A 26,351-nucleotide genomic window follows, 5' to 3' on the forward strand; every position below is an offset into this window, starting at 1 on the left:
CATCCAGTAATTATGGCTCAGCCCGCACGTGGCAGTGCGCCGAACAGCGCGGTGAGGTCAAGGTGCGCCTCGCACATGTCCGCCAGGCGTTCGAGCGAGGCTTCGCGCAGGGCGGCGTAGTCCTGCGCCCGAGCATCCGCCACGCCGGCCCAGGCAAGCAATGCGCGGCAAGCTTCAGGCGCATCGAACAGCCCGTGCAGGTAGGTGGCAAGAATTTGCCCATCGGCGGAGATGGCGCCATCCGCACGGCCATCGTCCACCAGCACAGCCGGCCGCGCGAGCGCGGGTCCATCGGTCACGCCCATGTGGATTTCATAGCCGTGGATGGCTGCGCCGCCTTCCGCTAATTTGCCGCGCACCTGACGCAGTTGCTTGGCGGCTTCCAGCGTGGTCTCGAAGTCCAGATAGCCGAGGCCATCGATGCTGCCGGGTGCGCCCTCCAGGCCCTGCGGATCGTGCAGGCGGCGCCCGAGCATCTGCATGCCACCGCAAATGCCGATCAGCTTGCCGCCATAACGCAGGTGCCGCGCGATGGCCGCTTCCCAGCCGTTGGCGCGCAGCCAGGCAAGGTCCGCCTGCACGCTCTTGCTGCCGGGCAGGATGATGAGGTCGGCAGGCGGAATCGGCTGGCCGGGGCCGATCAAGCGGACGTCCACTTGCGGGTGTGCGCGCAGCGCGTCGAAATCGGTGTGGTTGGACACGCGCGGCAACACCGGAATGACCACGCGCAGCGCGTCGCCTGCAGCAGCGCGCTGCGATGTCTGCACAGCGTCTTCCGCGTCGAGATGCAAGCCCTGCAGATAGGGCAGCACCCCCAACACCGGCTTGCCTGTCTGCGCGGTCAGCCAGTCGAGCCCCGGCGTCAGCAGCGAAATGTCGCCGCGAAACCGGTTGATGATGAAGCCGGACACGCGCGCGCGTTCGCTGTCCGACAGGCAGGCGAGCGTGCCCACGAGGTGAGCAAAGACACCACCCCGATCAATGTCCGCGACGAGCACCACCGGGCAATCCACCGCTTCCGCAAAGCCCATGTTGGCGATGTCGCGGTCGCGCAGGTTGATCTCGGCCGGGCTGCCGGCGCCTTCGACGAGCACGAGGTCGTATTGCGCGCGCAGGCGCGTGTGCGACTCCAGCACGGCAGCCATGGCGGTCGGCTTGTAGGCGTGATACGCACGCGCATTCAGGTCGCAGCGCGGCTGGCCGTGGATGATGACCTGTGCGCCGGTGTCGCTGTTGGGCTTGAGCAGCACGGGGTTCATGTCGACCGTGGGCGCAAGGCCGGCGGCCTGCGCCTGCAACGCCTGCGCACGGCCGATCTCTCCGCCATCTGCGGTGACGGCGCTGTTGAGCGCCATGTTCTGCGGCTTGAACGGGGCCACGCGTACACCGGCGCGATGCGCGACGCGGCACAACCCGGCGACCACCGTGCTCTTGCCGGCGTCGGACGTGGTGCCCTGGATCATCAGCGTGCCCCGCCACGTGGGCGCCGGCACAGAAAACGGAGGCTTCGACATGCGCGGATTATCGCATTCGAGACCATCGGCTCACGGCTAAAATAGCGGGATGTCACGCCGTCTCACACTCGTCCTCGGTGGTGCCCGCTCGGGCAAAAGCCACCACGCTGAACAACTCGCCCTGCAGTGCGCCGGGCCGGTCACGTACATCGCCACCGCGCGCGAGGGCGATGAAGAGATGCAGTTGCGCGTGGCCCTGCACCGTGCACGTCGCCCCGAGCACTGGGCCCTGGTTGAAGAACCCGCGCGCCTGGCCGAGGCGCTGTACACGCACGCGCAGCACGGGGGCTGCGTGCTGGTGGACTGCATCACGCTGTGGCTCAACAACCTGCTCTTCTCCGGGCATCACGAATATCCGGAAACCGGTCTTATCACGCCGCCTGAAGCGTGGACGGCTGAAATCGACGCGCTCCTGACCGCGCTGCCGCTCCTGCCCGGCGAGGTCATCCTCGTGAGCAACGAGATCGGCCTGGGCGTGGTGCCGATGGGCGCCATCACGCGCTTCTATGTCGATGAACTCGGCCGCTTGAACCAGCGCCTGGCCGCGCTGGCCGACAATGTGCACTTGCTCGTGGCCGGCATCCCAATGGTGGTCAAAGGGCCGGCGCTCGGCACGGCATCGTGAGTCTGGGCGGGGTGTTCGACTTAGGATGGCCACTCGTGGCGCTGGCCGCGCTGGCGGGTGTGCTGCTCGATCGGATGTTCGGCGAAGTCCCGCGCTGGCATCCCCTAGTCTGCTTCGGTCGCGTCGCCATCGCCGTGGAACGCGCCATGAACCGCCGGCCTGGCGCGCTGGCGTGGTCGCGCCTCATCGGGCTGACGGCGTGGGCGATCACCGTGTTGCCGTTCGTGTTGCTGGCGGTATGGCTTCTCGTCTCGGTGTGGAGCGCCTCCCCATGGTTGGTGGTCGCGCTCGACGCCATCGCACTGTATTTCGCCATCGGCGCGCGCAGCCTGCACGACCACATCGCGCCGATTGCACATGCGCTGCGTGATGCGGATTTGCCCCGCGCGCGCGCCCTCGCTTCACGCATCGTCTCACGCGATCTCTCACAGGCAACCGATGAACCCATCGCCCGCGCCGCCGTGGAATCCGCACTGGAAAACGGCAGCGACGCCATCTTCGCACCACTGTTCTGGCTGGTCGTGGCCGGCGCGCCAGGCGTGGTGCTGTACCGGCTCGCCAACACGCTCGACGCGATGTGGGGGTACCGCAATGCGCGCTTCACCGGTTTCGGCTGGGCGGCAGCGCGCATCGACGACGTTCTCAACTGGGTTCCCGCGCGACTAACGGCGATGAGCTATGCCCTACTTGGCCAAACTGCCGATGCACTGCGCTGCTGGCGCAGGCAGGCGCCGCAATGGTCCAGCCCGAATGCCGGCCCCGTCATGGCCGCCGGTGCGGGCAGTTTGCGTGTGCGGCTGGGCGGCACGGCGCGCTATGAAGGCGTGGACGAAGCGCGCCCCGTATTGGGCACCGGCGAACCCGCAATCGCGGAAGACATCACCCGCGCGCTGACGCTGGTGTCACGCACGTTGTGGCTGTGGCTCGGTGTGCTGATGCTCGCCGCGGCCATCGTACGGGGCTTGCCATGAGCGGCATCGTCCATGGCGGCAATCTTGCGACCGCGCGCGCGCTATATGGGGAACCTGCCGGTGGCTGGCTGGATTTGTCGACCGGTATCAACCCGCGCGGCTATCCCGTCCCGCCGATTCCCTCGGACGCATGGCTGCGCTTGCCCGAAGACGATGGCTTGGAGGCACAGGCTGCCACGCACTACGGCGTGAGCGATGCGCGCGCCGTGCTGGCCGTTGCGGGCTCGCAGGCGGCCATTCGTGCACTGCCGGCCCTGTTGCCGCACGGCCGCGTCGGCGTGGCGCAAGTCGGCTACAGCGAATACGCGCCCGCCTTTGCACGCGCCGGGCACGATGTTGTGCCGTTGCCCGAATCCGCCTTCTTGGGCGACCTGCCTGACAACGTCCGCCACCTCGTCGTCGTCAACCCGAACAACCCGACTGCGCGCCTGTTACCGGCCGAGCGATTGCGCGACTGGCATGCGCGCCTGCACGCGCGCGGTGGCACGTTGATCGTGGACGAAGCGTTCGTCGAGGCCTTCGACACGGGCCCAACGCTTGCGCCTTTGGCGGGCACGCCCGGGCTTGTCGTGCTGCGCTCGATCGGCAAGTTCTATGGGCTGGCCGGCGCCCGCATCGGCTTCGTGCTGGGGGCGCCCGATGTGCTGGCGGCGCTGCGTGATGCGTTGGGGCACTGGACCGTCAACGGCCCCGCTCGCGCCGTCGTACGCGCAGCCCTGGCGGATACTGCCTGGCAGGCGGCAACCCGCCATCGCCTGCAGTGCGAGGGCGCGAGGCTGCACACGTTGCTGGATCGCCACGGTCTGCCGAACGCCGCGACGCCGCTCTTTGCCTGGGCACCCACAGCACACGCACCCACGCTGCACGCAAGCCTGGCGCGCCGGGGCGTCTGGACGCGCCGCTTCGATGCCCCCATGGCCGGACTGCGCTTCGGTTTGCCTGCGGATGAACCCGGATGGCAACGCCTTGGCGATGCGTTAGCATCGCTGTCGCATTCCGTTTGACCGTCCCCTTGATGATCGTCCGTCTTTCCCGTCTTGCCGGCCATGTGGCCGCGCTTGGCTTGGCTGCGTTGCTCGCTACGGCACCGGCGCTTGCCGCCATTTCCGTCAACGATGACAGCGGTGCCACCGTCACGCTCCAACGCCCGGCACAGCGCATTGTTAGCCTGGCGCCGCACGCAACTGAGTTGCTGTTTGCAGCGGGCGGCGGCGCGCGCATCGTCGGTACCGTGAGCTACAGCGACTACCCGCCGCCCGCGCGCGACATTCCCCACGTGGGTGACAACCGCTCGCTCGACCTGGAGCGTATTGCCGCCCTCAAGCCCGATCTCGTCGTGGTCTGGCGCCACGGGAATGCGCAAAAGCAGATTGATCGTCTGCGCGCGCTGGGCATTCCGCTGTTCTTCTCTGAGCCGCATCGCATGGGCGATATTCCCCGCTCGATTGAGGCGCTCGGCACGCTGCTCGACACCCGCGCCAGCGCCCACGACGCCGCCCAGCAATTCCGCCAACGCGTTGACACGCTGCGCAATCGTTATGCGAGCCGGCCGCCAGTGTCGGTGTTCTATCAGGTTTGGGAACAGCCGCTGATGACGCTCAACGGCCAGCACATCTTCTCGGACATGCTTGCCCTGTGCGGTGGGCGCAATGTGTTCGCCAGCGAGCCGCTGCTGGTGCCCACCGTGTCGACCGAGGCCGTCATTGCCGCCAACCCCGAAGTGTTGCTGACGGCCAGCATGGGCGCCACGCAAGGCAATCGCCCCATCGACACGCTCGACGGGTGGAAGCGCTGGCCGCGCCTGCTGGCCGTGCAGCGCGGCAACTTGTTCAGCATCAATGGCGATCTGATGAACCGCTTCGGCCCGCGCCTCGTCGATGCTGCCGCGCAGTTGTGTGAAGACCTGGAACTGGCACGCACGCGCCGCCTGGGCACGCAAGCCGCGAACGCGGCGCGCCACTAACCGATCCGCATCCGCATCAACGGTTCCAGAACAGCAAGACCGGCACGCCGCCCGGCTGCACGCGAAAGCCGCAGGCCCCGCCCCATTGCAGCGGCCATTGCAGCGTCTCCGCCAGCGGGCGCTGCAACCAATACGCTGCCAACGCGCGCATGCACCCTGCATGCGTCACCGCCCAGACGCACGAGTCGGGCGCGGGCGCGCTTGCCACGGCATCCGCCCACGTCGTCACGCGAGCCAGCAACTCCGCTGCCGATTCCCCGCCATGCGGATTGCCATGCACGAGGTCACGCGCCCAGCGGTCGATTTCTGCGCGGGGGATGTCGTCCCACTGGCAGCCTTCCCAGGTGCCGAAATCGAGCTCCATCAATTGTGCCTCGATCTCGATCGGTGGCAATTCGGCCGCCTGCGCGATCGCCTGCGCCGTCAGGTGACTGCGTTGCAGCGGGCTGGCCAGCAAACGGTGTGGCGGATGCGCGCTGAGTTTGTCGACGATGGCCGAGGGATGCGGGTCCATCGGCTCCTCCAACGGCAGATCGGTGCGGCCATAGCAGAGGCCGGCCGTCATGGCGGGCCGCGCGTGGCGGATCAGGATGAAATCCATGCCAACAGCCCCCACAGAATCAGCAACTCGAACACTTGCTGCGCCATCCCCAGGCAATCGCCCGTGATGCCGCCAATGCGGCGCACGAAGTACCGGCCCAGGAGCCAGCGCGCGATGATCAGTCCGATAACGACAAGCACCGCGCACACCCACCCAAACCACAACAACGGCGCGACGCCGAAGACACCCGCCCACAGCGCATCGCTCCAACGCATGCGTTGTGCGACGGGCTTGGCCTTGCCCTCAGCGCGCACGTAATCGTGCGTGAGCAAATAGCTGACAGCGGCGGCGCGGCTCGCGGCATGGGCCGCCACCATCGCGGCGAGGATCGCCAACCCGTGCGGCGCCATCGCCGTCAGCAGTTGCCATTTGAGCAGCAGCGTCATACACACCGCAATGGCCCCGAACGCGCCGATGCGCGAGTCGTGCATGATGCGCAGCCGGTCTTCGGGCGTGTAGCCGCCGCCAAAACCATCGGCGCAATCGGCCAGGCCATCTTCGTGGAAGGCGCCCGTCAACAACAGCGTAGCCACCATCGACACGGCCACCGCCACGCCCGCCGCCGGCGCCGTGTGCGACACCAGCCAATACACCGCAGCGGCCCCCGTCCCGACCAGCCAGCCGATCAACGGAAAGTAACGCGCCGCGCGATTCAAACCCGCTTGCGAGAACCCCACCGACGCCGGTACGGGGATGCGGGTGAAATACCCGACCGCCGTCCACAACGCCTGCCAGTGCTCTCGCAGGGCGCTCATGACGCCGAGCGCTCGCTCACGCCTGCGCTGGCAAACGTCGCCATCTCGCGCAGGAATGCCACCGCCGACACGACGAGCGGATACGCAAGTACCGCGCCGGTCCCCTCGCCCAAACGCAATGACAACGACAGCAGCGGCCGCGCATCCAGCACCTCCAGCAGCGCACGATGCCCGCGCTCATCCGACGCGTGACCGAACACGCAGAAGCGCAGCACATCGGGCGCCACACGCGCTGCCACCAGGACCGCCGCCGTCGCAATAAACCCATCGACGAGGATGACCATGCGCCGCTGCGCTGCCTCAATCACTGCGCCCACCATCGCCGCGATTTCGAACCCGCCAACGCAGGCCAGCACGTCCAGCGGCGCGCGCGCGTCGGCATGTTTGGCCAGCGCAGCCTCCAGCACGGCGCGCTTGTGGGCCACGCCGTCATCATCCAACCCTGTGCCGCGTCCAACGCATTGCGCTACCGGCAGCTCGCACAAACGCGCCATCAGGCACGCGGCGGCAGCCGTGTTGGCGATGCCCATTTCGCCCAGCGCGATGACGTTGGTGCCCCGCCCCGCGTGGTGGGCCACACGTTGCGCGCCGAGTGCCATGGCACGGTCGCGCTCGTCGGCGGTCATGGCGGGCTGCTCGGCAAAGTTGCGTGTGCCGGGGCCGATGGGCGCATCGACCAGGCCCGGCGTATCGGGCGTCCACAGTGGTGCCGCCACGCCGGCGTTCACCACTTCCAGCGCAAACCCATGCTGACGACAGAACACGTTGATGGCCGCGCCGCCTGCGATGAAGTTGAGCACCATCTGTGCGGTCACCGCCTGCGGATAAGCGCTCACCCCCGCGTGCGCGATGCCGTGGTCTGCGGCAAAGACCACCGTGGCCGGGCGCGTGAGCACCGGCGATTCGGTGTTTTGGATCAGGCCGATCTGCACCGCCAGCGCTTCCAGCCGGCCCAGCGCACCCAGCGGTTTGGTCTTGCTATCCACAATCGCCCGCAAGCGGGTGTTCAGCGTCGGATCAAAGGAAGGGATTTGCATGTCAGACATCGTCATCGGGATCATCCGGAATCAGCGCCGTGCGGTGGCCGTCCGCCACCTCGACAATGGGCGTGCGTAGCACGCGCGCGCAGTGTTCGGGCGTGAGTACATTGGCGGCGGGGCCAGCAATCGTGTGGCCTTCGCCGTCCATCAACAAGGCATGCGTGCCGAAGCGATGCGCCAGATTCAAATCGTGCACCGTCAGCACCACCAGCCAGCCGTGCTTGCGACAGCCTTCACGCAGCAGGCGGAGCACGGCAATCTGTTGATGCAAGTCGAGGTGTGCGACGGGCTCGTCGAGCAACAGCACGCGCGCATCCTGCGCCACCACGGCCGCCATGGCCACGCGCTGGCGCTCGCCGCCGGAGAGCGTGCGTACGTCACGCTGGGCCAGCGACTGCAACTGCAGCGCGGACAGTGCTGCATCAACAGCGTGTGCATCGGCATCGCCCTCCCACTCCCAGCGCGCGAGGTGCGGGTGGCGGCCCGTCATCACCGCGTCGACCACGGTGATCGGGAAGGTGTCATGCAGCGTCTGCGGCAAGAACGCCCGCCGGCGGGCCATCGGCAACGCGGGCCAGTCGGCAAGCGGCATGCCGTCGAGCGTGACGCTGCCGCCATCCGGCGCGCGCAGGCCTGCCAGCACGGAAAGCCACGTCGATTTGCCCGCGCCGTTTGGGCCGACAACGCACCAGAGCTGGCCGGCAGTAGCCGTCATCGACAAGCGCTCAATCAACACTCGCCCATCCACGGTGACACGCAGATCATGCAGCGCGAGTTCAGGCGGCGCGTCCATGTGCGCGAATACGTCGGGCGTGGGCACACGGCGCAGCCAGCTCATCGCCCACTCCGCATCAGCAGGTAGAGAAACGTCGGCACGCCCAGCATGGTGGTGATCACGCCCACGGGCAGTTGCGTCGGGGCCATCAGCGTGCGGGCGATCAGGTCCGCGAGCATCAGCAGACCGCCGCCCGCCATCGCCGTGGCAGGCAGGTGGATGCGCACGTCGCGCGTCCACGCCAGGCGCACCATGTGCGGCACCAGCAGGCCGACAAAGGCGACGGAGCCGGCAATCGTTACCGCCACCGCAGTGCACAGCGAGGCGACCACGTAGATCAACGCCCGCACGCGCGCCACGGGCACGCCCAGGGCGCGGGCGCGCGTCTCGCCCGTCAGCAGCACGTTCAGATCACGCGCATGCGGCAGCACCACGGCCACCGCTGCAGCGAGCGCAACCAACGCACCCACATAACGATCGGCGCCACCGAGGTCGCCGACCATCCAGAAAATCATGCCGCGCAGCTTGTTCTCAGGCGCAACGGTCAAAATCAACGTAATCAACCCGACCCAGCCAGAGGCCATTACCACGCCGCCCAGCAGCAAACGTGCGTTCGCCTCGCCCGGCTCGCCGCGCCACAGGTGCTGACGCGCCAACGCGGCCACCAGCGCCATCGACAGCAATGCCCCCGCACCAGCGCTGGCTTGCACGCCCCACCACGGCAGCGAAAACAGCATCGCCGTAAGCGCCGCCACCGCCCCGCCGCCGGACACCCCCAGCACATACGGATCGGCCAGCGGATTGCGCAACAGCATCTGCATCAACGCCCCCGCAAAGGCCAGCAGCCCGCCAGCAGCAAAGGCGGCACCTGCACGCGGCAGGCGCAACTCGGTGACGATGCCTGCAGCCAAGCCATCACCACCGCCAACCAAAGCCCGCCAGACCTCGGCGGGCGACAACCTCACGCTGCCGAGCATCAACGATGCCACCAGCACCACCACGCACGCGAGCGCCAGCAGCGACCACAGTCGCCAGGCAAAGCCGCGTGCGGGCAGTGCAGGTGTGCTCATCGTTTCGGTTCGTGCTGTTGCCACGACAGCGTGAAGAACACCCCACGCGACGGTGTGTTGTAGCTATAGGCCGTCTGGTAGCTCTTGTTGAACAGGTTCTCTAAGCGCGCCGACAGCGCCCAATCCGGCGTGATTTGATAACGACCCATCAGATTCACCGTGCCATAACCGCCCATCACGTTGGACGAGAACGACGAATCGCGCCGATCGCCGCTCGCGTTCCATTCCGCACCCGCGGAGAACGACCCGAAGGTCTTGCCCAGATACACGCTACCGAAGTGCCGCGCACGGCGCGGCAGCACCTGGTTCGGCGTGGCCGACAAGTCCTGCGGGTTCTGCATGGTAAAGCTGGCACGCACATCCACGCCATAGATCGCACCGCGGTACGAGGTTTCCAGCCCGTTCACCCGCGCGCGGTTCACGTTAGCGGCGGTGCAGTTGAACGCAGCATCACACTGCGAGGTAATGAGGTTGCTGTAGTCGGTCTCGAACACCGTCATACGTACCAAGCCGATCGCGCCGCTGTATTCCACGCCCCCTTCCACCGAGCGTGCTTTCTCAGGCTGCACGTTCGGGTTGCCGTAGTTGGGGAAGTACAGATCGTTGAACGTTGGCGCACGGAACGCGTTGCTCAGGCTCGCCACGGCCTTCCACTGCGGGGTGAATGCGAAGCCGTAACCCGCGTAATAGCTGTTGGCGCTGCCGAAATCCGAGTAGCGGTCACGGCGCAGGTTCAACTGCAACTGGTGCGGACCAAACTTGCCCTCGTAGCCCACGTAGCCCGAGTCGACACGGCGCGATGGCGCGTCATACGCATCACTGTCGATATTGGTCTGCGCGAGCTCCAGGCCCATCTTAAGCAACTGTTCGGGCATGAACGCCCAATCGTTCTGCCAGCTCGCCTGCTGGGTGCGCGTGTTGAAGCGCCCGTTCTGTACCGTGTTCTTAAAGTTGAGGTTCTTGTCGTCGCCTTGCGAGAGCGTCAGGCGCGTCTTCCAATCCTGCGAGATCTTGCCATCCACGTAGGCCGACATCGAACGCACTTGGTTGTGCGCGATGTTGATGTCGGTCTGCTTGCTCCCGAAGCCGGCGTTGTCGTAGCTGACGTCACCCCAAGTCTGGAAGTACGTCAGCCCCGCCTGCCAGTCCGCAGAGAACCGATGCGACAACTGCGCCGACACGCTCTTGTTCGTGTAGTAGTTGTCGTTCGGGTTGGCCTTGGGCGCCTGCTGTGGGTTGATGCTCGAGAAGCCTGTCGTCTTGAGTTCCGACACCGACACCGCAAACGACGTATCGCCGCCCTCGCCCAGCGAGCCGCTGATGCCCGCCTGTGCACGCTTCGTGTTGCGCGCACCATACTCAATCTCCGCATTGGCCAGCGGCGCATGCCCACGGCCGTTGCGCGTGAAGATCTGCACCACACCACCGATCGCGTCCGAGCCATAGAGCGCCGACACGTTACCGCGCACGATCTCGATATGGTCGATCTGGTCGGCCATCAGCTGCGCGATCTGCGTAGTGCCCAGCGTACCGGAACTCACGCGCACGCCGTCAATCAGAATCAGCGTTTGGTTGGAATTTGCGCCGCGCATGAAGAGGCTGGCGGTCGCGCCCGGGCCGCCGCTCTGCGCAATCTCGACGCCGGCCTCGCGGCGCAACAGCGTTACGGCATCGGGTGGTTGCGAACGCTCGATGTCCGCACGGCTGATGACCGTGGTGTGCGGCAGCGCGTCGGACAAGCGCTGCTCGCTCCGTGACGCCGTCACCACCGTCGGATTGAGTTCACCCACCGGCGTGGCTGCCGTCTGGGTGTTGGTTTGTGCCAGGGCAGGTGCAACCGCACCCGCCAGAACCCCCGTCAGCGCGCTGGCAAGCGCGCGCGTGGCCGTCTGGGTCTTCCAGAGTGGCCGCTTTGTTATCAAGCTCATGTTGAAAAGAAAGAAGCATCAGCCGGACCCGTTCCCCCGCAGGTCGTTGGCAGCAGGATCTCGATGCGGTTCCCTCCCAGGTCACACATCGGCTCAGAACCGGTTCATGATCCGTCGCGAGCGGTCCGAGATTGGCCCGAGAAGCGCAGCCGTACATGAGTGCGGCGAGCATCGCAGGGCCAAGATCGGGCCGCGCAGTAGGATCGTGGACTGGTTCGTTGAGATCCACCGTCCTGGCCGGTATCCGGGCTGGCGAAGCGGCCTGTCCGCCTTCCCATTCCCGAGGAAACAGTGGCTGTCTGGACAATCCGCGCGGCGCCCTCCTCTTCTTGCGAGAGATGGCGGGCACACGCGACATTCGCTTACCGTTGCGGGGGCAGCGCAGGTTGGCGCGTCACTTAGGGTGGGCGCTCCCTGCTTCCCGTTTAACTGCAGATGGTGCTGCGAGCACCAGGACGCCGGGCAGTTTACCGGAAAAGGTCCACCCAACAGCCCGGCCGCGCGTTGTGTTTATCCCGTCACCCCTTTGCCGCCTGGCTTCGCGCATCCATATGGAGGACAGGCGCAACAGCAACGATCGGCTAAAATCCCCCCACTCGATTCTGATTGACACCCAATGCTGAACGAACTCGAACACCTTGCCGACAAGTTCGCGCGCGTGCTCCGTCACGCCGATGCGCTTGCCGCCGAGAACCAGCGCCTGCGCGCAGAAGTCGAGCGGCTGACCGCAGAAGCCGAAGTCTCCAAGACCGAACGCGACGCCATGGTCGCCGATCGCAGCGTGCTCAATGCCAAGATCGAAGAAGCGCAACTGCGCATCCAATCGATTCTCGACAAGCTGCCCACGGCCACCGATGCCCGCCAGCTTGACCTCCTCGGCCAGGCCGCCGGCGCCGAAGACGCGACGCCCGCCCCCGCCCCGCACTCGGAGTCCTGAGCATGAGCAGCAAGCAAATTGAAGTGAACATCGCCGGGCAGGCCTACAAGTTTGCCGTCTCTGCCGACAACGAAGCCGCGCTGCGTGAAGCCGCCGCCATGGTCGACAACCAGATGACGCGCATCAAGAACGGCTCGAACACCAAGGGCATCGAGCGCATCGCCGTCATGGCCGCCATCAGCATCGCATCGGACCTGCTCTCGATGCAGCGCCAGGCCGCCTCCGATGCCGCCCTGCCGATCGACTCCATCCGCGCCAAACTGGTCGAACTGAACGCCCGCGCCGACGAGGCCCTGCGTCAGTACGGAGAAGCCATTTAAGCGGCCTTTCACCCGTCAATTGACGCAACACAACGTCTTTGTAACCGGATCGCATCCGGGCTTGGGTTCGGATGCGAAGGGGTGTATAGTGTCACCCAATGGCTACCGGCCAGCTCCCGCAAACCCTTACAGCATAAGGCTTTAGCGGCTACAGGGTCAGCAAACCGGTTGCCTGCAATGAATCTCTCAGACGCATCATCATGGCCCCTCGTGGTGATGCGTCTGACAGTTTCCCTGCCTGGTTCGCCATGGCCATTAATTCCTTGAACCGATAAGCATTTGCTTGGTGCGGGATATGCCGTGTGGGCGAGCGCGTCTTCCAGCGCATAGCGTGCGACGCAAGTCGTGTGCTCCCTGTGCCGGTGATGTACCCAAAATGCGGCTTCCGCTGCCACTCTGAACCTCACTTGGGTTCAGGATGCGGGTCTAGCGGCCAAGGTGGGGACCCAACAAAGGCGGTAGTGCATGTACGTGCGCTACCGCCTTTTTCTTTGCGCGCTGCCGGCGTGTCCGCGTTGGCCGCGTCGCCAATGGCAAGGCCCTAGCGGTGTTGCTATGCTGCGCACACCGTCACTTCCGTCGCCGCCCGTACGCCCCTCCCGATGGCCGCCCAATACTGGTTGATGAAGTCCGAGCCCGACGAGGCCAGCATCGATACGCTGCAAACCGAAGGCACCCTTCCCTGGACCGGAGTGCGCAATTATCAAGCGCGCAACTTCATGCGCGACCGCATGCGTATCGGCGACGGCGTGCTGTTCTATCACTCCTCATGTCCGCAACCGGGCATCGCGGGGCTGGCGGAAGTTTGCTCCACCAGCTACCCCGACCCCACCCAGTTCGACGCCAAGAGCCACTATCACGATCCAGCATCCAAGCCTGAAGCGCCGCGCTGGATGCTCGTCGACGTGAAGTTCGTGCGCAAATGCGCGCTGATCGACCTGCCCACACTGCGCGCGCAGGAGCCGCTCGCCGACATGACGGTACTCCAGCGCGGCAACCGCTTGTCGATCACGCCGGTCACGCCAGCGCAATGGCGCTACATCACCACCAAATTGATGCGCGATCCTGAGTGAATCGCCCACTCGCGATGGGTTTTGTTACAAACGTGATGAACGATGCGCCTAGGCGCCGGTCAGACGCATCACATTGCTTTTCTGGGAGAACACAATGAAGTCCGTCTTGGCCGCAACTATTTTGGGGACTGCAATGATGACGACTGCTTTCGCACAAGCCGCACCGGAGACGAACCATTCGGGCGCGCATTCAGGCGTACTGTCGCTGGACGCGCAGGCCGTGGCAGAAGTGCCCACCGACACCGTCACCCTCACGCTGGGTGCCGAGCAGGAAGGCGCGGACCCGGGTGCGATCTCCACCGCGCTGTCGCGCAAGGCGGACGATGTCATCTCGCAGGCCAAGCGCACGTCGGGGGTACAGGCGGAAACGGGCGGCTTCAACATCTATCCGAACACCGATCGCAACGGCAAGATCAGCGTCTGGCGCGGCCGCGCTGAAGTGCGCATCACGTCGAAGGACTTTGCGGCGGCCTCCAAGCTGGCGGGCCAACTGGCCAACCAGATGCAGGTGCAGAACGTCAACTTCACGCTCTCGCGCGAGGCACGCACTGCAGCAGAAGCCAAGCTGATCGACCAGGCGGTAAGCGCCTTCCGCGACAAGGCGCTGGCGACCACCAAGCTGTTCGGCTACACGAGCTATACGATCCGCGACGTACACGTGAGCGAGGGCAGCAACAACCCGGGCCCACGCCCGATGATGGCGCGGATGGCAGCGGCGCCAGCGTCGTTTGATTCGGCACCGGTGCCCATCGAAGGCGGCAAAGCACAAGTGACGGTGACAGTGTCCGGCGCAGTGCAAATGCTCAAATAAGCGGCCACGCGCTCATGAAAAAAGCCACCGAAGTTCGGTGGCTTTTTCTTTGCATCGATGCCGCGTCAGGCGTGTGCCTGCGCGTTTGTGCCGTCACGACGGGCGCGTCGGTAAGCCCACACCAGCATCGCAATACCCGCCAGGATCATCGGTAGAGACAGCCACTGGCCCATCGACAGGTTTGCCGCGAGCAGGCCGAGGAAGTTGTCCGGCTCGCGCGCAAATTCAGCGGCGAAGCGGAACACGCCGTAGCCGAGCAGAAACGCACCCGACACCGCGCCCATCGGCCGAGGCTTGCGCGCATACAGCCACAGCAGGATGAAGAACAGTACGCCCTCGCCCGCGAACTGGTAGAGCTGCGACGGATGGCGCGGCAGCATGTGGTACTGGTCGAACACGGCCTGCACACCACTCGTGACCGCCTGCTGCGCATGCGAAAGCAGCCACTCGCGATCTTCGCCCTGGGCCTGCGGGAACATCACGGCCCACGGCAGGTTGGGCGATGACACACGCCCCCACAGCTCGCCGTTGATGAAGTTGCCCAGGCGCCCCGCTGCGAGGCCGCACGGCACCATCGGCGCGATGAAGTCCGTCACCTGCATCCACGAGCGGCCACGCATGCGCGCATACACCATCATCGCAATGACCACCCCGAGGAAGCCGCCGTGGAAGGCCATGCCGCCCTCCCACACCTTGAAGATGTCGAGCGGGTGGGCGAAGTACCAATCGGCCTTGTAAAACAGCACGTAACCCAAGCGCCCGCCCAGGATCACACCGAGCACGCCGTAGAACAGCATGTCGTCGAGATCGCGGCTGGTCCAACCTTCGGCGGCGATGTGCGACTGGCGCGTGCGCAGCCGGCCGAACCACAGGAACATGATGAATGCCGCCAGATACATCAGGCCGTACCAGCGGATGGCGAGCGGCCCGAGATGCAGGGCGACAGGGTCAAATTGCGGATGGATGAGCATGAATCCGGGGGTCAGGTTAAGTGTTCGTGCCCGATGACCGGGTCGGCGTAGCGCGTTGGAGGTAGACCACGACGCTCCGCGGCAGGTTGCATCACGGTGCGCGTGGAGGCATCCCCGCCGCTGTGCGCGGCATGATAGCCGGGAATGGTGTCAGCGCTGCGGCGTGTGCCGGTGCGTCGAGAGCGCGTCTTCCAGCGCGGCGCCAAGCCACTCCATCAAGCGTGCTTCCAGCGTGCGGGTGAGGTCCGCCGCCAGTTGCTCGGTCAGCAGCGACAGGCGCGACTCCAGCGCCTCGCGGCATTGCGTTTCAATCAGCGCCGGCCATTCGGTTTGGAAGCGCCACATCACGTGGCCCATGACGCGCGCGGCATCGGTGCCGGCGGGCGGCATGGCGGAAGTTGGCGCCAGGCCCTGCTCGCGCAGCGGGGGCGGAACCCCATCGGCAGATTGTGCATGCGCAGCCGGCGTTGCAACCGGCGCGGCCACCGGCGTGGTGTCATCCAGGTCGACGATTTCCGTCAGAACGGGGATGTTGTTGTCCGCGTGCGATTTGGGATCGTTCATGCGCGCCCCACGTCGTGGTGTTGGATCGGATAGCCCCGATCGCGGTAGAAGCGGAAGCGGTCTCTTGCGGCGGCGCGGTCTGCATCGTCGTCACCGACAATTTCGATCAGCCGCTCGAAGCGCGCAAACAGCGGCGGCGGCTCGCTCGACAGATTGACGAGGATGTCGTGATGCGGGGCGTCGTCCAGCGGCTCGGAAACGTCGGCCAGCAGGATGGGGGTCTGGTCAGCCAGCGGCTGCCGCAGGCCACAGTGCGGCAGGAAATCGAGCTGACTGAAGGTCCACAACTGCGTGTCGAACGCTTGCAGCGCCGCTGGATCGCCCACCACGATCACTTTCTGGCCCGCGCCGTAAGCCTTGCGCACGAGCCGGCAGGCGTAGGCCAGCTTGCCGGGCACGTTGCTGTGGAAATCGACGCGGGTCATACGGTGCTTCGCCTCGGATTGATCAACCGCGGTCCATCAGGAAGCGCGTCAGCAGCGGCACCGGGCGGCCCGTGGCGCCCTTGGCCGCGCCGCTCTTCCAGGCGGTACCAGCGATGTCTAGGTGGGCCCAGTCGTACTTCTCGGTAAAGCGCGCCAGGAAGCAGGCGGCCGTTACGCTGCCGGCCGGGCGGCCGCCGATATTGCCCATGTCGGCAAAGTTGGACTTGAGCTGCTCCTGGTACTCCTCGTCCAGCGGCATGCGCCAGGCGGTGTCGAGCGATTGCTTGCCCGCGGCGGTCAACGCATCCGCCAGTGCATCGCTGCGGGCGTACATGCCCGTGTTGATGTGGCCGAGCGCGATGATGCAGGCGCCCGTGAGCGTTGCCACGTCGATCACCACGGCCGGCTTGAAGCGCTCCACGTAGGTCAGCGCGTCGCACAGGATCAGGCGGCCTTCGGCGTCGGTGTTCAGAATCTCGATGGTCTGGCCCGACATGCTGGTGACCACGTCGCCCGGCTTGGTAGCGATGCCGCTGGGCATGTTCTCGCAGGTCGGCACCACGGCGATGACGTTCTGCTTGAGACCCATCTCGGCCACGGCACGCAGCGTGCCCAGCACCGAGGCCGCGCCGCACATGTCGTACTTCATCTCGTCCATGCCCTCGCCGGGCTTGAGCGAGATGCCACCCGTATCAAACGTGATGCCCTTGCCGACCAGCACCACCGGCGCCTGCTTGGCGGGGCCACCTTCGTAGCGCAGCACGATGAACTGCGGCGGCTCTTCGCTGCCCTTGGTCACGGCCAGGAAGGCGCCCATCTTCAGGGCTTCGATCTGCTTGCGGCCGAGCACCTCGACCTTCAGCTTGAAATCCTTGGCGATCTTGCGGGCGGTGTTGGCCAGGTACGTCGGCGTGCAAATGTTGGACGGCAGGTTGCCCAGGTCACGCGTCAGGTCCATGCCGTTGGCGATGGCGGTGCCGCGCGCGGCGGCCACGCTGGCGGCTTTGGCGTCCGCCGCCGGCACGGCCAGCACGACCTTGCGCAGGCTGCTGGAGGCGCCGTTCTTGTCGCGCTTGCTCTTGAGTTCTGGGTGGCGCTCGATGAAGCGGTAGCTGGTTTCGCGGATGAGCGTGACGGCGGTCAGCACGGCCCAGGCGGTGTCCTTGTCGCGCGCAGCGTGCTCCGTGAGCGTCCACGTCACGTTGGCGGCTTTGGTGCCGGCCAGCGCGCGCAGTGCGGTGCGCACGGCTTCGGCGTAGGCGCGGTCGGTGAAGTCGGCTTCCTTGCCGAGGCCGACCAGCAGCACGCGGGCGGCGCCCACGCCGGCCACTTCGTGCAGCAGCAGCGACGTGCCGCGCTTGCCTTCAAAGTCGCCCAGCTTGATCAGGCGGGTGACCAGGCCCTTGGTGGCCACGTCCAGCGCCTTGGCGGCGCCGGCCAGGGTCTGCGACTCGAACAGACCGATCACGAGGCAATCGCTCTTGGCCGCCAGGGCGCCCGCTTTGGCCCAGTCCAGGGCTTTTGTGCTAAATTCCATCGCGCTTCTCTCTATGAGGCGAGTCAACGAAAGCCCACATTATCCGCGATTTTGCGCGGGGGCTCCGATGGAACCCAGATGGGGCACCTATCGTCCCAACTGCGGTCCCAACCTGGGTCTAGACCTCGCCCACCCTTCCAGCATCCGCATGATTTTCGAACAAGCCCTGCGACGCGAGCTGTCCTTCACCGCCGGCGCCGTCTTCCTCGTGCTGCTGACGTTCATGCTGACCACTCTGGTGATCCGCATTCTCGGCATGGCTGCCAACGGCGAAGCCAACCCGAACGACGTCCTGCTCCTCATCGGCCTGGCCTCGCTGGGCTATCTTGCGATTCTCTTGTGCGCCACGCTGTTCATCTCGGTGCTGCTGGTGCTCACGCGCTGGTACAAGGATTCCGAGATGGTGGTGTGGTTCACCTCCGGTATCAGCCTGACGGATTTCATCCGCCCGGTGCTGCGCTTTTCGCTGCCGTTCATCGTGCTGGTGGCGCTGCTGGCGCTGTTCGGCTGGCCGTGGGCCAACCAGCAGAGCGCGCTGTTCCGTGACCGCTTCGAGCAGCGCGATGTGCTGTCGATGATCTCCGCCGGCCGCTTCATCGAGCCCGCGCACGGCAACTACGTGCTGTTCATCGAGGGCGTCGATAACGGCATGAAGCACGCCCGCAACCTGTTCGTCGCCAACGCGGAACAGGACAAGATCGGCGTAGCGCTGGCCAAGACGGGCGAGTTCACGACCACGCCCAACGGTGACCGCTTCGTGGTGCTCGACAAGGGCCGCCGCTATGAAGGCACGCCCGGCAAGCTCGACTACCGCATCGTCGAATTCGACAAATACGGTGTCAAGGTGGCCAACAAGCCGCCACAGACCGACGCCAACCTGCCGACCAAGAGCCGCTCGACGGCGGACCTGCTCAGCAACCCGACGCCCGAAAACCTCGGCGAACTGGTCTGGCGCATCGGCCTGCCGCTGCTGGCGCTGAACTTCGTGCTGATCGCCATTCCGCTGGCCTACGTCAACCCGCGTCTGGGTCGTTACACGCCCATGATCTTTGCCGTACTGATCTACCTGACGTATTCGAACCTGCTGAACCTGTCGCAGGCGTGGGTCTCGCAGGGCAAGATGAACGTCTTCATGGCCTGGTGGCCCATCCACTTGGCGGCCTTCATCTGCGCGATGCTGCTGTTCCGCTTCCGCCATTACAGCGCAGCGGGCCTGAAGGGCATCTTCGCCCTGCTGGGCTTTGCGCCCCGATCGGCACAAACCAAGGCGGGTGCGTGATGAAGATGCCGGTCTACGAGAAGTACTTCGCGCGCCAGATCTACGGCGTGTTCGTCTTCATCCTGTTTGCGGTGCTGGCGCTGTTCATCTTCTTCGACATGCTGGGTGAGTTGGGCTCGGTGGTCGGACGCTACACCACGCTGATCGCCTTCTTCCACGTGATGCTGCAAGCGCCGACGCGCGTGTATGAAGTGATTCCGGTGGCAGCGCTCATCAGCGCCATCTACGTGTTCTCGCAGATGGCGAGCCAGTCGGAGTTCACGATCTTCCGCGTAGCAGGGCTCGACACCAAGCGTGCGCTGCTGTCGCTGTTCAAGATTGCGCTGCCGCTGGCACTGGTGACGTACATCTTCGGTGAATTCATCGGCCCCAAGGCGGAGGAATACGCGCAGAAGGTTCGCCTGGAAGCGCTGGGCGCGACGGTGTCGGCGGGGTTCCGCTCGGGCGTGTGGGTGAAGGACCGTGGCCCCGCCAAGGCGGACGGCAGCGGCGGCGAAGTCACGCGTTTCGTCAACGTGGGCAGCCTGCAGCCGGATCAGTCCATCAAAGGCCTGCGCATCTATGAATTCGATGCGGACTACCGGCTGAGTTCGATTCGCGTGGCGCAGCAAGCGCGCTATCAAGGGCACCAGAACTGGCAATTGAGCGACGTTACCGAAACGCACTTTATCGAGTTCCCGCGCAAAGCCGGCTCGGTGACGCCGCAAGACACGGTCCAGGCCGTGCCGGGCGCACCCGATGCACTGGCCCCCGATTTCCGTGGCGAGCAGGTCAAGCTGCCGCAACAGGAGATGCGCTCCGAGCTCACGCCGCAGATCCTCTCCGTGCTGATGGTGACGCCTGACCGCATGGCCACGCTCGACCTGTTCCAGTACATCCGCCACCTGCGCGACAACAAGCAGGACACGCAGCGCTACGAGATCGCCCTGTGGAAGAAGGTGGTCTACCCCTTCACCGTGCTGGTGATGATGGCGCTGGCCCTGCCCTTTGCGTATCTGCATGCGCGTGCCGGCGCGGTCGGCCTGAAGGTGTTCGGCGGCATCATGCTGGGTCTGTCGTTCCAGTTGGTGAACAACCTGTTCTCGCACGTGGGCCTGCTCAATACGTGGCCGGCCATCTTTACCGCGATCGTGCCGGGCGCCTTGTATCTCGCGCTCGCACTGGTATCGCTGCGCTGGGTGGAGCGCCACTGATGGCTACGCGCGCGCTCGTTCTGTTTGCGCACGGCGCGCGTGATGCCCGCTGGCGCGAGCCGTTTGATCGCTTGAAAGAGCGGCTCTCTGCTCAGCAACCGGGCGTCGACGTCCGCCTCGCCTTTCTCGAATTGATGATGCCCGATCTGCCGGGCACGATTGACGATCTGGCCGCCGGTGGCGCGCAAAGCGTCACCGTCATACCCGTGTTCTTCGGCCAGGGCGGCCATTTGCGGCGCGATCTGCCCGCACTGGTTGCGCAGTGTGCGCAGGCTCACCCCTCCCTCTCCATCCGCTGCGCAGATGCCGTGGGCGAGGACGATGCCGTGCTCGACGCCATCGCCGGTTACTGCGTGCGCCAGCTCGGCTGAGCGATCTCTTACTGCGGCTCGGCGACGCGTGCAAAACGCGCGTGCACGTTGTTCTCGACGTGAAAGCCGTGGGTATCGAACTCCACCAGCTCCAGCGTCAGCCCGAGGTAGCGGCGCGCGAACACGTCTGCGAGATGTGCACGCATGGCCCCGAACATCTCCGCACAGACCGGCCCTGTCACCGCTTTGGGCCGGCCCGCCTTGATGCGGAACGTCACGTGGATGAACGCGTCGTCTTCCGCGCCGTCGGCCATCCGATAGTGCTCCAGCCGCAAAGCACGCGTGCGGATGCCGCCGATGGGAAACGCATTCGCATGGCCGATGAGGACGTCATTGACCACGCGCATCAGCTCCGGAATGCGCGCATCCGCTTCGACATTGGCGGTGTATTCAATGATGATGTGCGGCATCGCAGGGGCATTCGGAAGATGGGATGAGGTGATTAACGCGCCACAGCGCCTTCAGTGGACAGCGCCGTCTCGAGTGCATCCACTACCCGCGCCAAACGGCCAAGCGACGGGGCACGTTGAACGCAGACATCCCACTCGGCCGGCGCCGATGCCAGCCGATGCAGGGACAGCGCCCCCTCGGCAATCTGGGCGCCAATCAGCCGCACAGGCGCAAACCCCAATCCAAAACCCTCGGCCACCAACGCGTGCTGCAACGGCACGGATTGCACCTCGGCGGCCACGTTTGGCGTCAGGCGATCGGCCTCGTAACGGCCCAGCAGCCAGGCCCGCATCTCGCAGCCGGCGGGGTTGAGCACCCAGGCCTCGTCCCGCACCTGCGCCATCGACAGCGCGTGCGGCAGCTTACGCGCCGGCGCGGCAATCAGGCCGACGGGTTCGGTACCGATGACGCGGATGTCCGCATCCGTGTGGTGACCTCGCGCACCGGACGGCGCCAGCCATAGCGCCACATCGAGTTCGGCGCGTTTGAGGCGCTCGCGCAGCACACCACCCCATTCGCAGCTCAGCCGGAATGACACGGCCGGATAGCGCTCCCGCACCCCCGACAGCAGCCGCGCAAACCGGGCATCGCCCACCGCGTGGCTCACACCTACGCGCAGCACGCCTTCAGGTTCACCGCTGGCGCGCACGCTGCCCCGTAGCGCTTCGAACTCGCCAACGATGGTGCGGCAGCGTGCCAGCACTGCCTCGCCTTCCGCCGTGAGCCGGAACGGCTTGACGCGTCGATCAAACAACACGGTATCGAGCGCGCGCTCCAGCCGCTGAATCTGCTTGGTGACGGCTGGCTGCGTGAGCGGCAGGCGCTCAGCCACACGGGCAATCGAGCCGGTCTGCGCCAACAGCACGAAGGTACGCATTTCCTCCAGCATGACGACATTCCCAATTGTTATGTTCGGCCTGAACAAATTGAATTGGATTCATATTAAGTGACGCGCCACAGTATCGCCATAGGCCTTTCGCCTTGCGTTTTCCTTCACTCCCACCGCGAGAACACCATGAAAGCTTTGGCATTGACCGACGGCTACGGCATCGACGCCCTGCGCACCGTCGAGCGCGACGACCCCACGCCCGGCCCCGACGAAATCATCGTGCGCACCCGCGCCGCGTCGCTCAATTACCGCGACCTGGAGATCGTCTCCGGCACGTTTTTCACACGCTTTCCGTTACCGCTGATTCCGCTGTCGGACGGCGTGGGCGAGGTGGTTGACGTCGGCCGAAACGTCACGCGCGTGCGCCTTGGCGACCGTGTCGCCGGCACGTTCTGGCAGCGCTGGGATGGCGGCGATTTCTGCAACGCCGATACGCGCCGCATGCTCGGCGGCCCCATCGACGGGTGGCTGGCGGACACCATGCGCCTCGACGCGGGTGGCGCGGTGGTCGTGCCGCCCCACCTGAGCGACGCCGAAGCCGCCACCCTGCCCTGCGCCGGCCTAACCGCGTGGCATTGCCTGATCGAAGCGGGCAGCCTGCAGCCGGGCGAGACCGTGCTCGTGCAAGGCACGGGCGGTGTGTCGATGTTCGCGGTGCAGTTTGCGCTGATGGCCGGGGCGCGCCCTCTCGTGCTGTCGAGCAGCGATGCAAAGTTGGAACGCGTGCAGACGCTGGGCGTGCCCGCATCCGACACGATTAACTACCGCACCACGCCTGACTGGCACGAAGCCGTGCTCGCGCGCACGGATGGCCGCGGCGTCGATCACGTCATCGAAGTGGGTGGTGGCGGGACGCTACAGCGCTCGTTGAAGGCGCTGCGCGTGGGCGGGCAGATCCACCTAGTCGGCTATCTGGCCGGGCGCGAAGGCAGCGTGAGTCCGTTGGAGATCTTTGCGCGCAAGGCGGTGATCCGGCCTGCGTCGGTCGGCTCGCGGGCGTCGTTCGAAGCGATGAACCGGGCGCTGGCGGTGAACGGCTTGCACCCGATCGTCGATCAGGTGCTGCCTTGGCAGAACGCACCGGAGGCGTTCCGCATGATGGAAGCTGGGAACGTCTTTGGAAAGCTGGCGCTGGCGTTTTGAACCGCGCTCAGGCGGCCAGGACGTGGCGCTCGCTGGCGGGCACGTCCGGTGCCGTTGCCGTGGCCCGGGCGGCAAATGCATCGCCGATCATCAACAGGCTCGGGTGATCCGGGTTAATCCACTCGGCCGCCGCGCCATCGGCCATCTGCTGCAGCGTGAAGCGCGCCGAACGTTGCTCGGGCGTGGTGGCTGCCTCGACCACCCACGCAGGCGTGGAAGGCGCACGGCCACGGGCGATCAGGTCAGCCGCAATGGAGGCGGCCTGGTCGCGGCCCATGTAATAGACGAGCGAATCGGCCTGTGCGGCAGCTTCGGGCGTCACACCCTCGGGCTGCGGTGTGTCTGGATCGGCCGCCTTGGCTTGGGTGACGAACGCCACGCTGCGGGCCACGCCGCGCTTGGTCAGCGGCTGGCGAATCGCGGATGCTGCTGCCAGCGCCGCAGTGATGCCCGGCACGACTTCGTAGTCAATGCCGGCTTGCTCGAGCGCTTGCAATTCCTCATCGGCACGGCCGAACAGCATCGGGTCACCACCCTTGAGACGCACCACGCGCTGGTACTTGGTCGCCAGATCGACGAGCTGGCGGTTGATGAAGCGCTGCGCGGTCGAGCGCTTGCCGCACCGCTTGCCGACGGCAATCAGCACGGCCTGCGGGCAATACTGGAAGACCTCGGGCGAGACCAATGCGTCGTGCAGCACGACCTCGGCTTCGCCCAACAACCGTGCGCCACGCACCGTGATGAGGTCTGCGGCGCCAGGGCCGGCACCAATCAGGCTCACGCGGCCGAGGGTTTTGGGGGTCTTCGCTTCCATTTGCCTAGCTTCCTTTGCTTTTTTCCTGCGGGGCGCAGACGAGTTTGTAACATGCGGCACCCCATTTACTTTAGGAAAATGCACGGATCATGCCTGCCGCCACCGTATGGTGCGTCGCTTCGTCCACCAGGATGAACGCGCCGGTGGCCGGGTTGTCGCCGTACGCATCGCAGACGATCGGCTTCTGCAGGCTGATGTTGACCGTACCGATGTCGTTCAGCGCGATCTGCTTGCGGCCGGTTTCGTGCGACAGCGTATGCACGTCCAGCACGCGCTCGACTTCCGACACACGTGCGAACACGGTGGCGGTCGTGTGCTTGAGCACGTACTTGCGAGCCGGGTTCAGCTCGTGTTCGTCGAACCAGCAGAGATCGGCGTGCAGCTTCTTGGCGGCGTTGGCGGCAGTCGTCGGGGCGGCGACGATGGTATCGCCGCGCGAGATGTCCACATCGTCCGCCAGGCGCACGGTGATGGTCTCGCCGGGGCCGGCGGAATCGGCTGCGCCATTGGGCGTCAGCACTTCAGCAACAGTCGTTTCGCGGTTGGCGGGCAGCACGCGCACGGCTTGGCCGACGCGCACGGTGCCGGCTTCCACGCGGCCCATGTAGCCACGGAAGTCATCGGCCTGCGAGCCATCCTGGCGCGCCACGAGTTGTACCGGGAAGCGCAGTGCGTCGTCGCCGGTCGGCGCCGTCTCTTCCACCTTCAGGTCTTCCAGCAACGCCAGCAGCGGCTCGCCTTGGTACCACGGCATGGCTTCGGAGGCATGCACGATGTTGTCACCGCGCAAGGCGGACACCGGTACGTAACGCACATCCTTCAGGCCCAGCTGTGCGGCCAGCGCATCGTAAGCGGTGCGAATTTCGTTGAAGCGCGCTTCGCTGTAGTCAACCAGGTCCATCTTGTTGACGGCCACGATCACGTGCTGCAGCTCCAGCAGCTTGACGATGGCCGAATGGCGCTTGGTCTGGGCCAGCAATTGCGCCTTGCCATCCACGGTCGTCACGCGCGTGGCGTCGATCAGGATGATGGCGGCGTGCGCGGTCGAGGCGCCCGTCACCATGTTGCGCGTGTACTGCTCGTGGCCCGGCGTGTCGGCAATGATGAACTTGCGGCGCGCGGTCGAGAAATAGCGGTACGCCACGTCGATCGTGATGCCCTGCTCGCGCTCGGCTTCCAGGCCGTCGGTCAGCAGCGAGAAGTCGATGTCTTCACCGGCGGTGCGCTTGTTCTTGGCACGGGTCAATGCTTGCAACTGGTCGGTCAGCACGGCCTTGCTGTCGTACAGCAGACGACCGATCAACGTGCTCTTGCCGTCGTCGACGGAACCAGCGGTGATGAAGCGCAGCAGCCCTTGGTGCGATGTTTGGTTGCTCATGATCAGAAATACCCTTCCTTCTTGCGCTTTTCCATCGAGGCTTCGCTCGTCTGGTCGTCCATGCGCGTGGCGCCGCGTTCGGTGATCTCGGTGATGGCCGTCTCGGCGATGATCTCAGCCGGCGTGGCAGCGGTGCTCGCCACCGGGCACGTGCAGCTGATGTCGCCCACGGTGCGGAAGCGCACCGACAGGATTTCGCTTTCGTCGCCATCGGCCTTGGGCGTGATCGGCGTGACCGGCACCAGCAGGCCGTTCTTGCGCACAACTTCACGTTGATGCGCGTAGTAGATCGGCGGCAAGGCGAGGTTTTCGCGGGCGATGTACTGCCACACGTCGAGTTCCGTCCAGTTGGAGATGGGGAACACGCGCATCTGTTCGCCTTGCGCCATGCGGGCGTTGTACAGACTCCAGAGTTCCGGGCGCTGAGCCTTCGGATCCCACTGACCGAATTCGTCGCGGAACGAGAAGATGCGCTCCTTGGCGCGCGCCTTCTCTTCATCGCGGCGGGCGCCGCCCATCAGGGCGTCAAAGCCGTGCGATTCAATCGTCTCGAGCAGCGTGACGGCTTGCGCAGCGTTACGCGAATCCGTTTCCTTACGCAGGCGGACCGTGCCGCGCTTGATGGAATCTTCCACATGGCCAACCACCAGACGCGCGCCCAGTTCAGCCACGCGCTGATCGCGGAACTGGATCACTTCCGGGTAGTTGTGGCCCGTGTCGATATGCACCAGCGGGAACGGCAGTTCGATCTTGCGATCGCCCAGTCGGAAGGCCTTGAGCGCCAGGTGCAGCATGACGATCGAATCCTTGCCGCCCGAGAACAGCAGCGCCGGGTTGCGGCATTCGGCCACCACCTCGCGGATGATGTAGATCGACTCGGCTTCCAGCCAGTCGAGGTGCTCGTTCTGCACGGGCGTCAGTGCCGTGCCGGGGATTTCGCTCATGACTCCCATG

General features: G+C 65.6%; 28 protein-coding genes, 1 other RNA gene and 1 riboswitch. Of the genes, 13 read left to right on the forward strand and 16 right to left on the reverse strand.

All coding sequences use genetic code 11. The annotated features are described in order from the left end of the window. Window positions 1-17: 17 nt before the first annotated feature. Window positions 18-1,514, reverse strand: coding sequence for a cobyric acid synthase (locus tag ACN9M1_RS11455; protein WP_426394460.1), 1,497 nt, complete (start codon window positions 1,512-1,514; stop codon window positions 18-20). Window positions 1,515-1,563: 49 nt separating this feature from the next. On the opposite strand from ACN9M1_RS11455, the gene cobU reads away from it, so the two are divergent. The 4 genes from cobU to ACN9M1_RS11475 are packed head-to-tail and all read left to right on the forward strand — an operon-like array spanning window position 1,564 to window position 5,073. Next, complete coding sequence (cobU, locus tag ACN9M1_RS11460) at window positions 1,564-2,139, forward strand: bifunctional adenosylcobinamide kinase/adenosylcobinamide-phosphate guanylyltransferase (protein WP_426394461.1); 576 nt, start codon at window positions 1,564-1,566, stop codon at window positions 2,137-2,139. Between the two features lie 35 nt (window positions 2,140-2,174). Continuing rightward, a complete protein-coding gene (gene cbiB, locus ACN9M1_RS11465; RefSeq protein WP_426394462.1) occupies window positions 2,175-3,110 on the forward strand; it encodes an adenosylcobinamide-phosphate synthase CbiB in 936 nt (311 codons plus the stop codon). Continuing rightward, window positions 3,107-4,114 carry a threonine-phosphate decarboxylase CobD gene (gene cobD / locus ACN9M1_RS11470; protein WP_426394464.1) on the forward strand — a complete coding sequence of 336 codons (1,008 nt, stop codon included), beginning with the start codon at window positions 3,107-3,109 and terminating at the stop codon, window positions 4,112-4,114. The genes cbiB and cobD overlap by 4 nt, the downstream gene beginning before the upstream one ends. Before the next feature lie 11 nt (window positions 4,115-4,125). Next, on the forward strand, window positions 4,126-5,073 hold the full coding sequence (locus ACN9M1_RS11475) for a cobalamin-binding protein (protein WP_426394466.1): 948 nt from the start codon (window positions 4,126-4,128) through the stop codon (window positions 5,071-5,073). Window positions 5,074-5,089: 16 nt separating this feature from the next. Here the strand turns inward: ACN9M1_RS11475 and cobC are convergent, their stop codons facing one another. The 6 genes from cobC to ACN9M1_RS11505 are packed head-to-tail and all read right to left on the reverse strand — an operon-like array spanning window position 5,090 to window position 11,242. Then, on the reverse strand, window positions 5,090-5,674 hold the full coding sequence (gene cobC / locus ACN9M1_RS11480) for an alpha-ribazole phosphatase (RefSeq protein WP_426394467.1): 585 nt from the start codon (window positions 5,672-5,674) through the stop codon (window positions 5,090-5,092). Beyond that, window positions 5,659-6,429 carry an adenosylcobinamide-GDP ribazoletransferase gene (locus ACN9M1_RS11485; RefSeq protein ID WP_426394469.1) on the reverse strand — a complete coding sequence of 257 codons (771 nt, stop codon included), beginning with the start codon at window positions 6,427-6,429 and terminating at the stop codon, window positions 5,659-5,661. The genes cobC and ACN9M1_RS11485 overlap by 16 nt, the downstream gene beginning before the upstream one ends. Continuing rightward, complete coding sequence (gene cobT, locus ACN9M1_RS11490) at window positions 6,426-7,481, reverse strand: nicotinate-nucleotide--dimethylbenzimidazole phosphoribosyltransferase (protein WP_426394471.1); 1,056 nt, start codon at window positions 7,479-7,481, stop codon at window positions 6,426-6,428. Before cobT ends, ACN9M1_RS11485 begins: the two co-directional genes overlap by 4 nt. Next, entirely contained in the window at window positions 7,468-8,307 is an 840-nt protein-coding gene (locus ACN9M1_RS11495) for an ABC transporter ATP-binding protein (RefSeq protein WP_426394473.1), read from the reverse strand. The genes cobT and ACN9M1_RS11495 overlap by 14 nt, the downstream gene beginning before the upstream one ends. Beyond that, window positions 8,304-9,314, reverse strand: a complete 1,011-nt coding sequence (locus tag ACN9M1_RS11500; RefSeq protein ID WP_426394474.1) for a FecCD family ABC transporter permease — start codon at window positions 9,312-9,314, stop codon at window positions 8,304-8,306. The genes ACN9M1_RS11495 and ACN9M1_RS11500 overlap by 4 nt, the downstream gene beginning before the upstream one ends. Next, window positions 9,311-11,242 carry a TonB-dependent receptor domain-containing protein gene (locus tag ACN9M1_RS11505; RefSeq protein WP_426394476.1) on the reverse strand — a complete coding sequence of 644 codons (1,932 nt, stop codon included), beginning with the start codon at window positions 11,240-11,242 and terminating at the stop codon, window positions 9,311-9,313. Before ACN9M1_RS11505 ends, ACN9M1_RS11500 begins: the two co-directional genes overlap by 4 nt. Window positions 11,243-11,460: 218 nt before the next feature. Next, a riboswitch (cobalamin riboswitch) is annotated at window positions 11,461-11,712 on the reverse strand. A 146-nt stretch (window positions 11,713-11,858) separates the two neighbouring features. Here ACN9M1_RS11505 and ACN9M1_RS11510 point away from each other — a divergent pair. The 5 genes from ACN9M1_RS11510 (at window position 11,859) to ACN9M1_RS11530 (ending at window position 14,383) form a co-directional block, all read left to right on the forward strand. Beyond that, window positions 11,859-12,179 (forward strand): hypothetical protein, encoded by a 321-nt coding sequence (locus ACN9M1_RS11510; protein ID WP_426394477.1) that lies wholly within the window; start codon window positions 11,859-11,861, stop codon window positions 12,177-12,179. Window positions 12,180-12,181: 2 nt separating this feature from the next. Beyond that, window positions 12,182-12,499, forward strand: coding sequence for a cell division protein ZapA (locus tag ACN9M1_RS11515; RefSeq protein WP_426394479.1), 318 nt, complete (start codon window positions 12,182-12,184; stop codon window positions 12,497-12,499). Between the two features lie 228 nt (window positions 12,500-12,727). Further along, window positions 12,728-12,948, forward strand: a non-coding RNA gene (gene ssrS, locus ACN9M1_RS11520) — 6S RNA. A gap of 153 nt (window positions 12,949-13,101) precedes the next feature. Further along, a complete protein-coding gene (locus ACN9M1_RS11525; RefSeq protein ID WP_426394480.1) occupies window positions 13,102-13,572 on the forward strand; it encodes an EVE domain-containing protein in 471 nt (156 codons plus the stop codon). A 94-nt stretch (window positions 13,573-13,666) separates the two neighbouring features. Beyond that, window positions 13,667-14,383 (forward strand): SIMPL domain-containing protein, encoded by a 717-nt coding sequence (locus tag ACN9M1_RS11530; protein ID WP_426394482.1) that lies wholly within the window; start codon window positions 13,667-13,669, stop codon window positions 14,381-14,383. Window positions 14,384-14,448: 65 nt separating this feature from the next. Here ACN9M1_RS11530 and lgt read toward each other — a convergent pair whose 3' ends face one another. The 4 genes from lgt to ACN9M1_RS11550 form a co-directional block, all read right to left on the reverse strand. Then, the gene (gene lgt / locus ACN9M1_RS11535) at window positions 14,449-15,354 is read right to left on the reverse strand and encodes a prolipoprotein diacylglyceryl transferase (RefSeq protein ID WP_426394484.1); all 906 of its coding nucleotides are present in this window, start codon (window positions 15,352-15,354) and stop codon (window positions 14,449-14,451) included. A gap of 150 nt (window positions 15,355-15,504) precedes the next feature. Next, window positions 15,505-15,918 (reverse strand): DUF2486 family protein, encoded by a 414-nt coding sequence (locus ACN9M1_RS11540; protein ID WP_426394486.1) that lies wholly within the window; start codon window positions 15,916-15,918, stop codon window positions 15,505-15,507. Further along, on the reverse strand, window positions 15,915-16,343 hold the full coding sequence (locus ACN9M1_RS11545; RefSeq protein WP_426394487.1) for a DNA polymerase III subunit chi: 429 nt from the start codon (window positions 16,341-16,343) through the stop codon (window positions 15,915-15,917). The genes ACN9M1_RS11540 and ACN9M1_RS11545 overlap by 4 nt, the downstream gene beginning before the upstream one ends. Before the next feature lie 22 nt (window positions 16,344-16,365). Then, complete coding sequence (locus tag ACN9M1_RS11550) at window positions 16,366-17,880, reverse strand: leucyl aminopeptidase (RefSeq protein ID WP_426394489.1); 1,515 nt, start codon at window positions 17,878-17,880, stop codon at window positions 16,366-16,368. Window positions 17,881-18,028: 148 nt separating this feature from the next. Between ACN9M1_RS11550 and lptF the strand changes: the two genes are divergently transcribed. From lptF to ACN9M1_RS11565, 3 genes are read left to right on the forward strand one after another with little or no spacing between them, the layout of a single operon-like run. Then, complete coding sequence (lptF, locus tag ACN9M1_RS11555; protein ID WP_426394491.1) at window positions 18,029-19,159, forward strand: LPS export ABC transporter permease LptF; 1,131 nt, start codon at window positions 18,029-18,031, stop codon at window positions 19,157-19,159. Continuing rightward, the gene (gene lptG, locus ACN9M1_RS11560) at window positions 19,159-20,352 is read left to right on the forward strand and encodes an LPS export ABC transporter permease LptG (RefSeq protein ID WP_426394492.1); all 1,194 of its coding nucleotides are present in this window, start codon (window positions 19,159-19,161) and stop codon (window positions 20,350-20,352) included. The genes lptF and lptG overlap by 1 nt, the downstream gene beginning before the upstream one ends. Then, window positions 20,352-20,723, forward strand: coding sequence for a sirohydrochlorin chelatase (locus ACN9M1_RS11565; protein WP_426394493.1), 372 nt, complete (start codon window positions 20,352-20,354; stop codon window positions 20,721-20,723). The genes lptG and ACN9M1_RS11565 overlap by 1 nt, the downstream gene beginning before the upstream one ends. Before the next feature lie 8 nt (window positions 20,724-20,731). On the opposite strand, the gene ACN9M1_RS11570 is transcribed toward ACN9M1_RS11565, so the two are convergent. After that, the gene (locus ACN9M1_RS11570; protein WP_426394495.1) at window positions 20,732-21,133 is read right to left on the reverse strand and encodes a 5-carboxymethyl-2-hydroxymuconate Delta-isomerase; all 402 of its coding nucleotides are present in this window, start codon (window positions 21,131-21,133) and stop codon (window positions 20,732-20,734) included. 32 nt (window positions 21,134-21,165) lie between these two features. Then, window positions 21,166-22,062, reverse strand: coding sequence for a LysR family transcriptional regulator (locus ACN9M1_RS11575; RefSeq protein ID WP_426394496.1), 897 nt, complete (start codon window positions 22,060-22,062; stop codon window positions 21,166-21,168). 126 nt (window positions 22,063-22,188) lie between these two features. On the opposite strand from ACN9M1_RS11575, the gene ACN9M1_RS11580 reads away from it, so the two are divergent. Next, window positions 22,189-23,205, forward strand: coding sequence for a zinc-dependent alcohol dehydrogenase family protein (locus tag ACN9M1_RS11580; RefSeq protein WP_426394498.1), 1,017 nt, complete (start codon window positions 22,189-22,191; stop codon window positions 23,203-23,205). Window positions 23,206-23,212: 7 nt separating this feature from the next. On the opposite strand, the gene cobA is transcribed toward ACN9M1_RS11580, so the two are convergent. The 3 genes from cobA to cysD form a co-directional block, all read right to left on the reverse strand. Further along, window positions 23,213-24,019, reverse strand: coding sequence for a uroporphyrinogen-III C-methyltransferase (gene cobA, locus ACN9M1_RS11585; protein WP_426394500.1), 807 nt, complete (start codon window positions 24,017-24,019; stop codon window positions 23,213-23,215). 70 nt (window positions 24,020-24,089) lie between these two features. Next, window positions 24,090-25,397 carry a sulfate adenylyltransferase subunit 1 gene (locus ACN9M1_RS11590; protein ID WP_426394501.1) on the reverse strand — a complete coding sequence of 436 codons (1,308 nt, stop codon included), beginning with the start codon at window positions 25,395-25,397 and terminating at the stop codon, window positions 24,090-24,092. 2 nt (window positions 25,398-25,399) lie between these two features. Then, window positions 25,400-26,350: a sulfate adenylyltransferase subunit CysD gene (gene cysD / locus ACN9M1_RS11595; protein ID WP_426394503.1), complete on the reverse strand. Its 951-nt coding sequence runs from the start codon at window positions 26,348-26,350 to the stop codon at window positions 25,400-25,402. Window position 26,351: the final 1 nt, after the last annotated feature.

The sequence above is a fragment of the Ralstonia sp. R-29 genome, from assembly GCF_049913345.1.
Classification (GTDB): Bacteria; Pseudomonadota; Gammaproteobacteria; order Burkholderiales; family Burkholderiaceae; genus Ralstonia.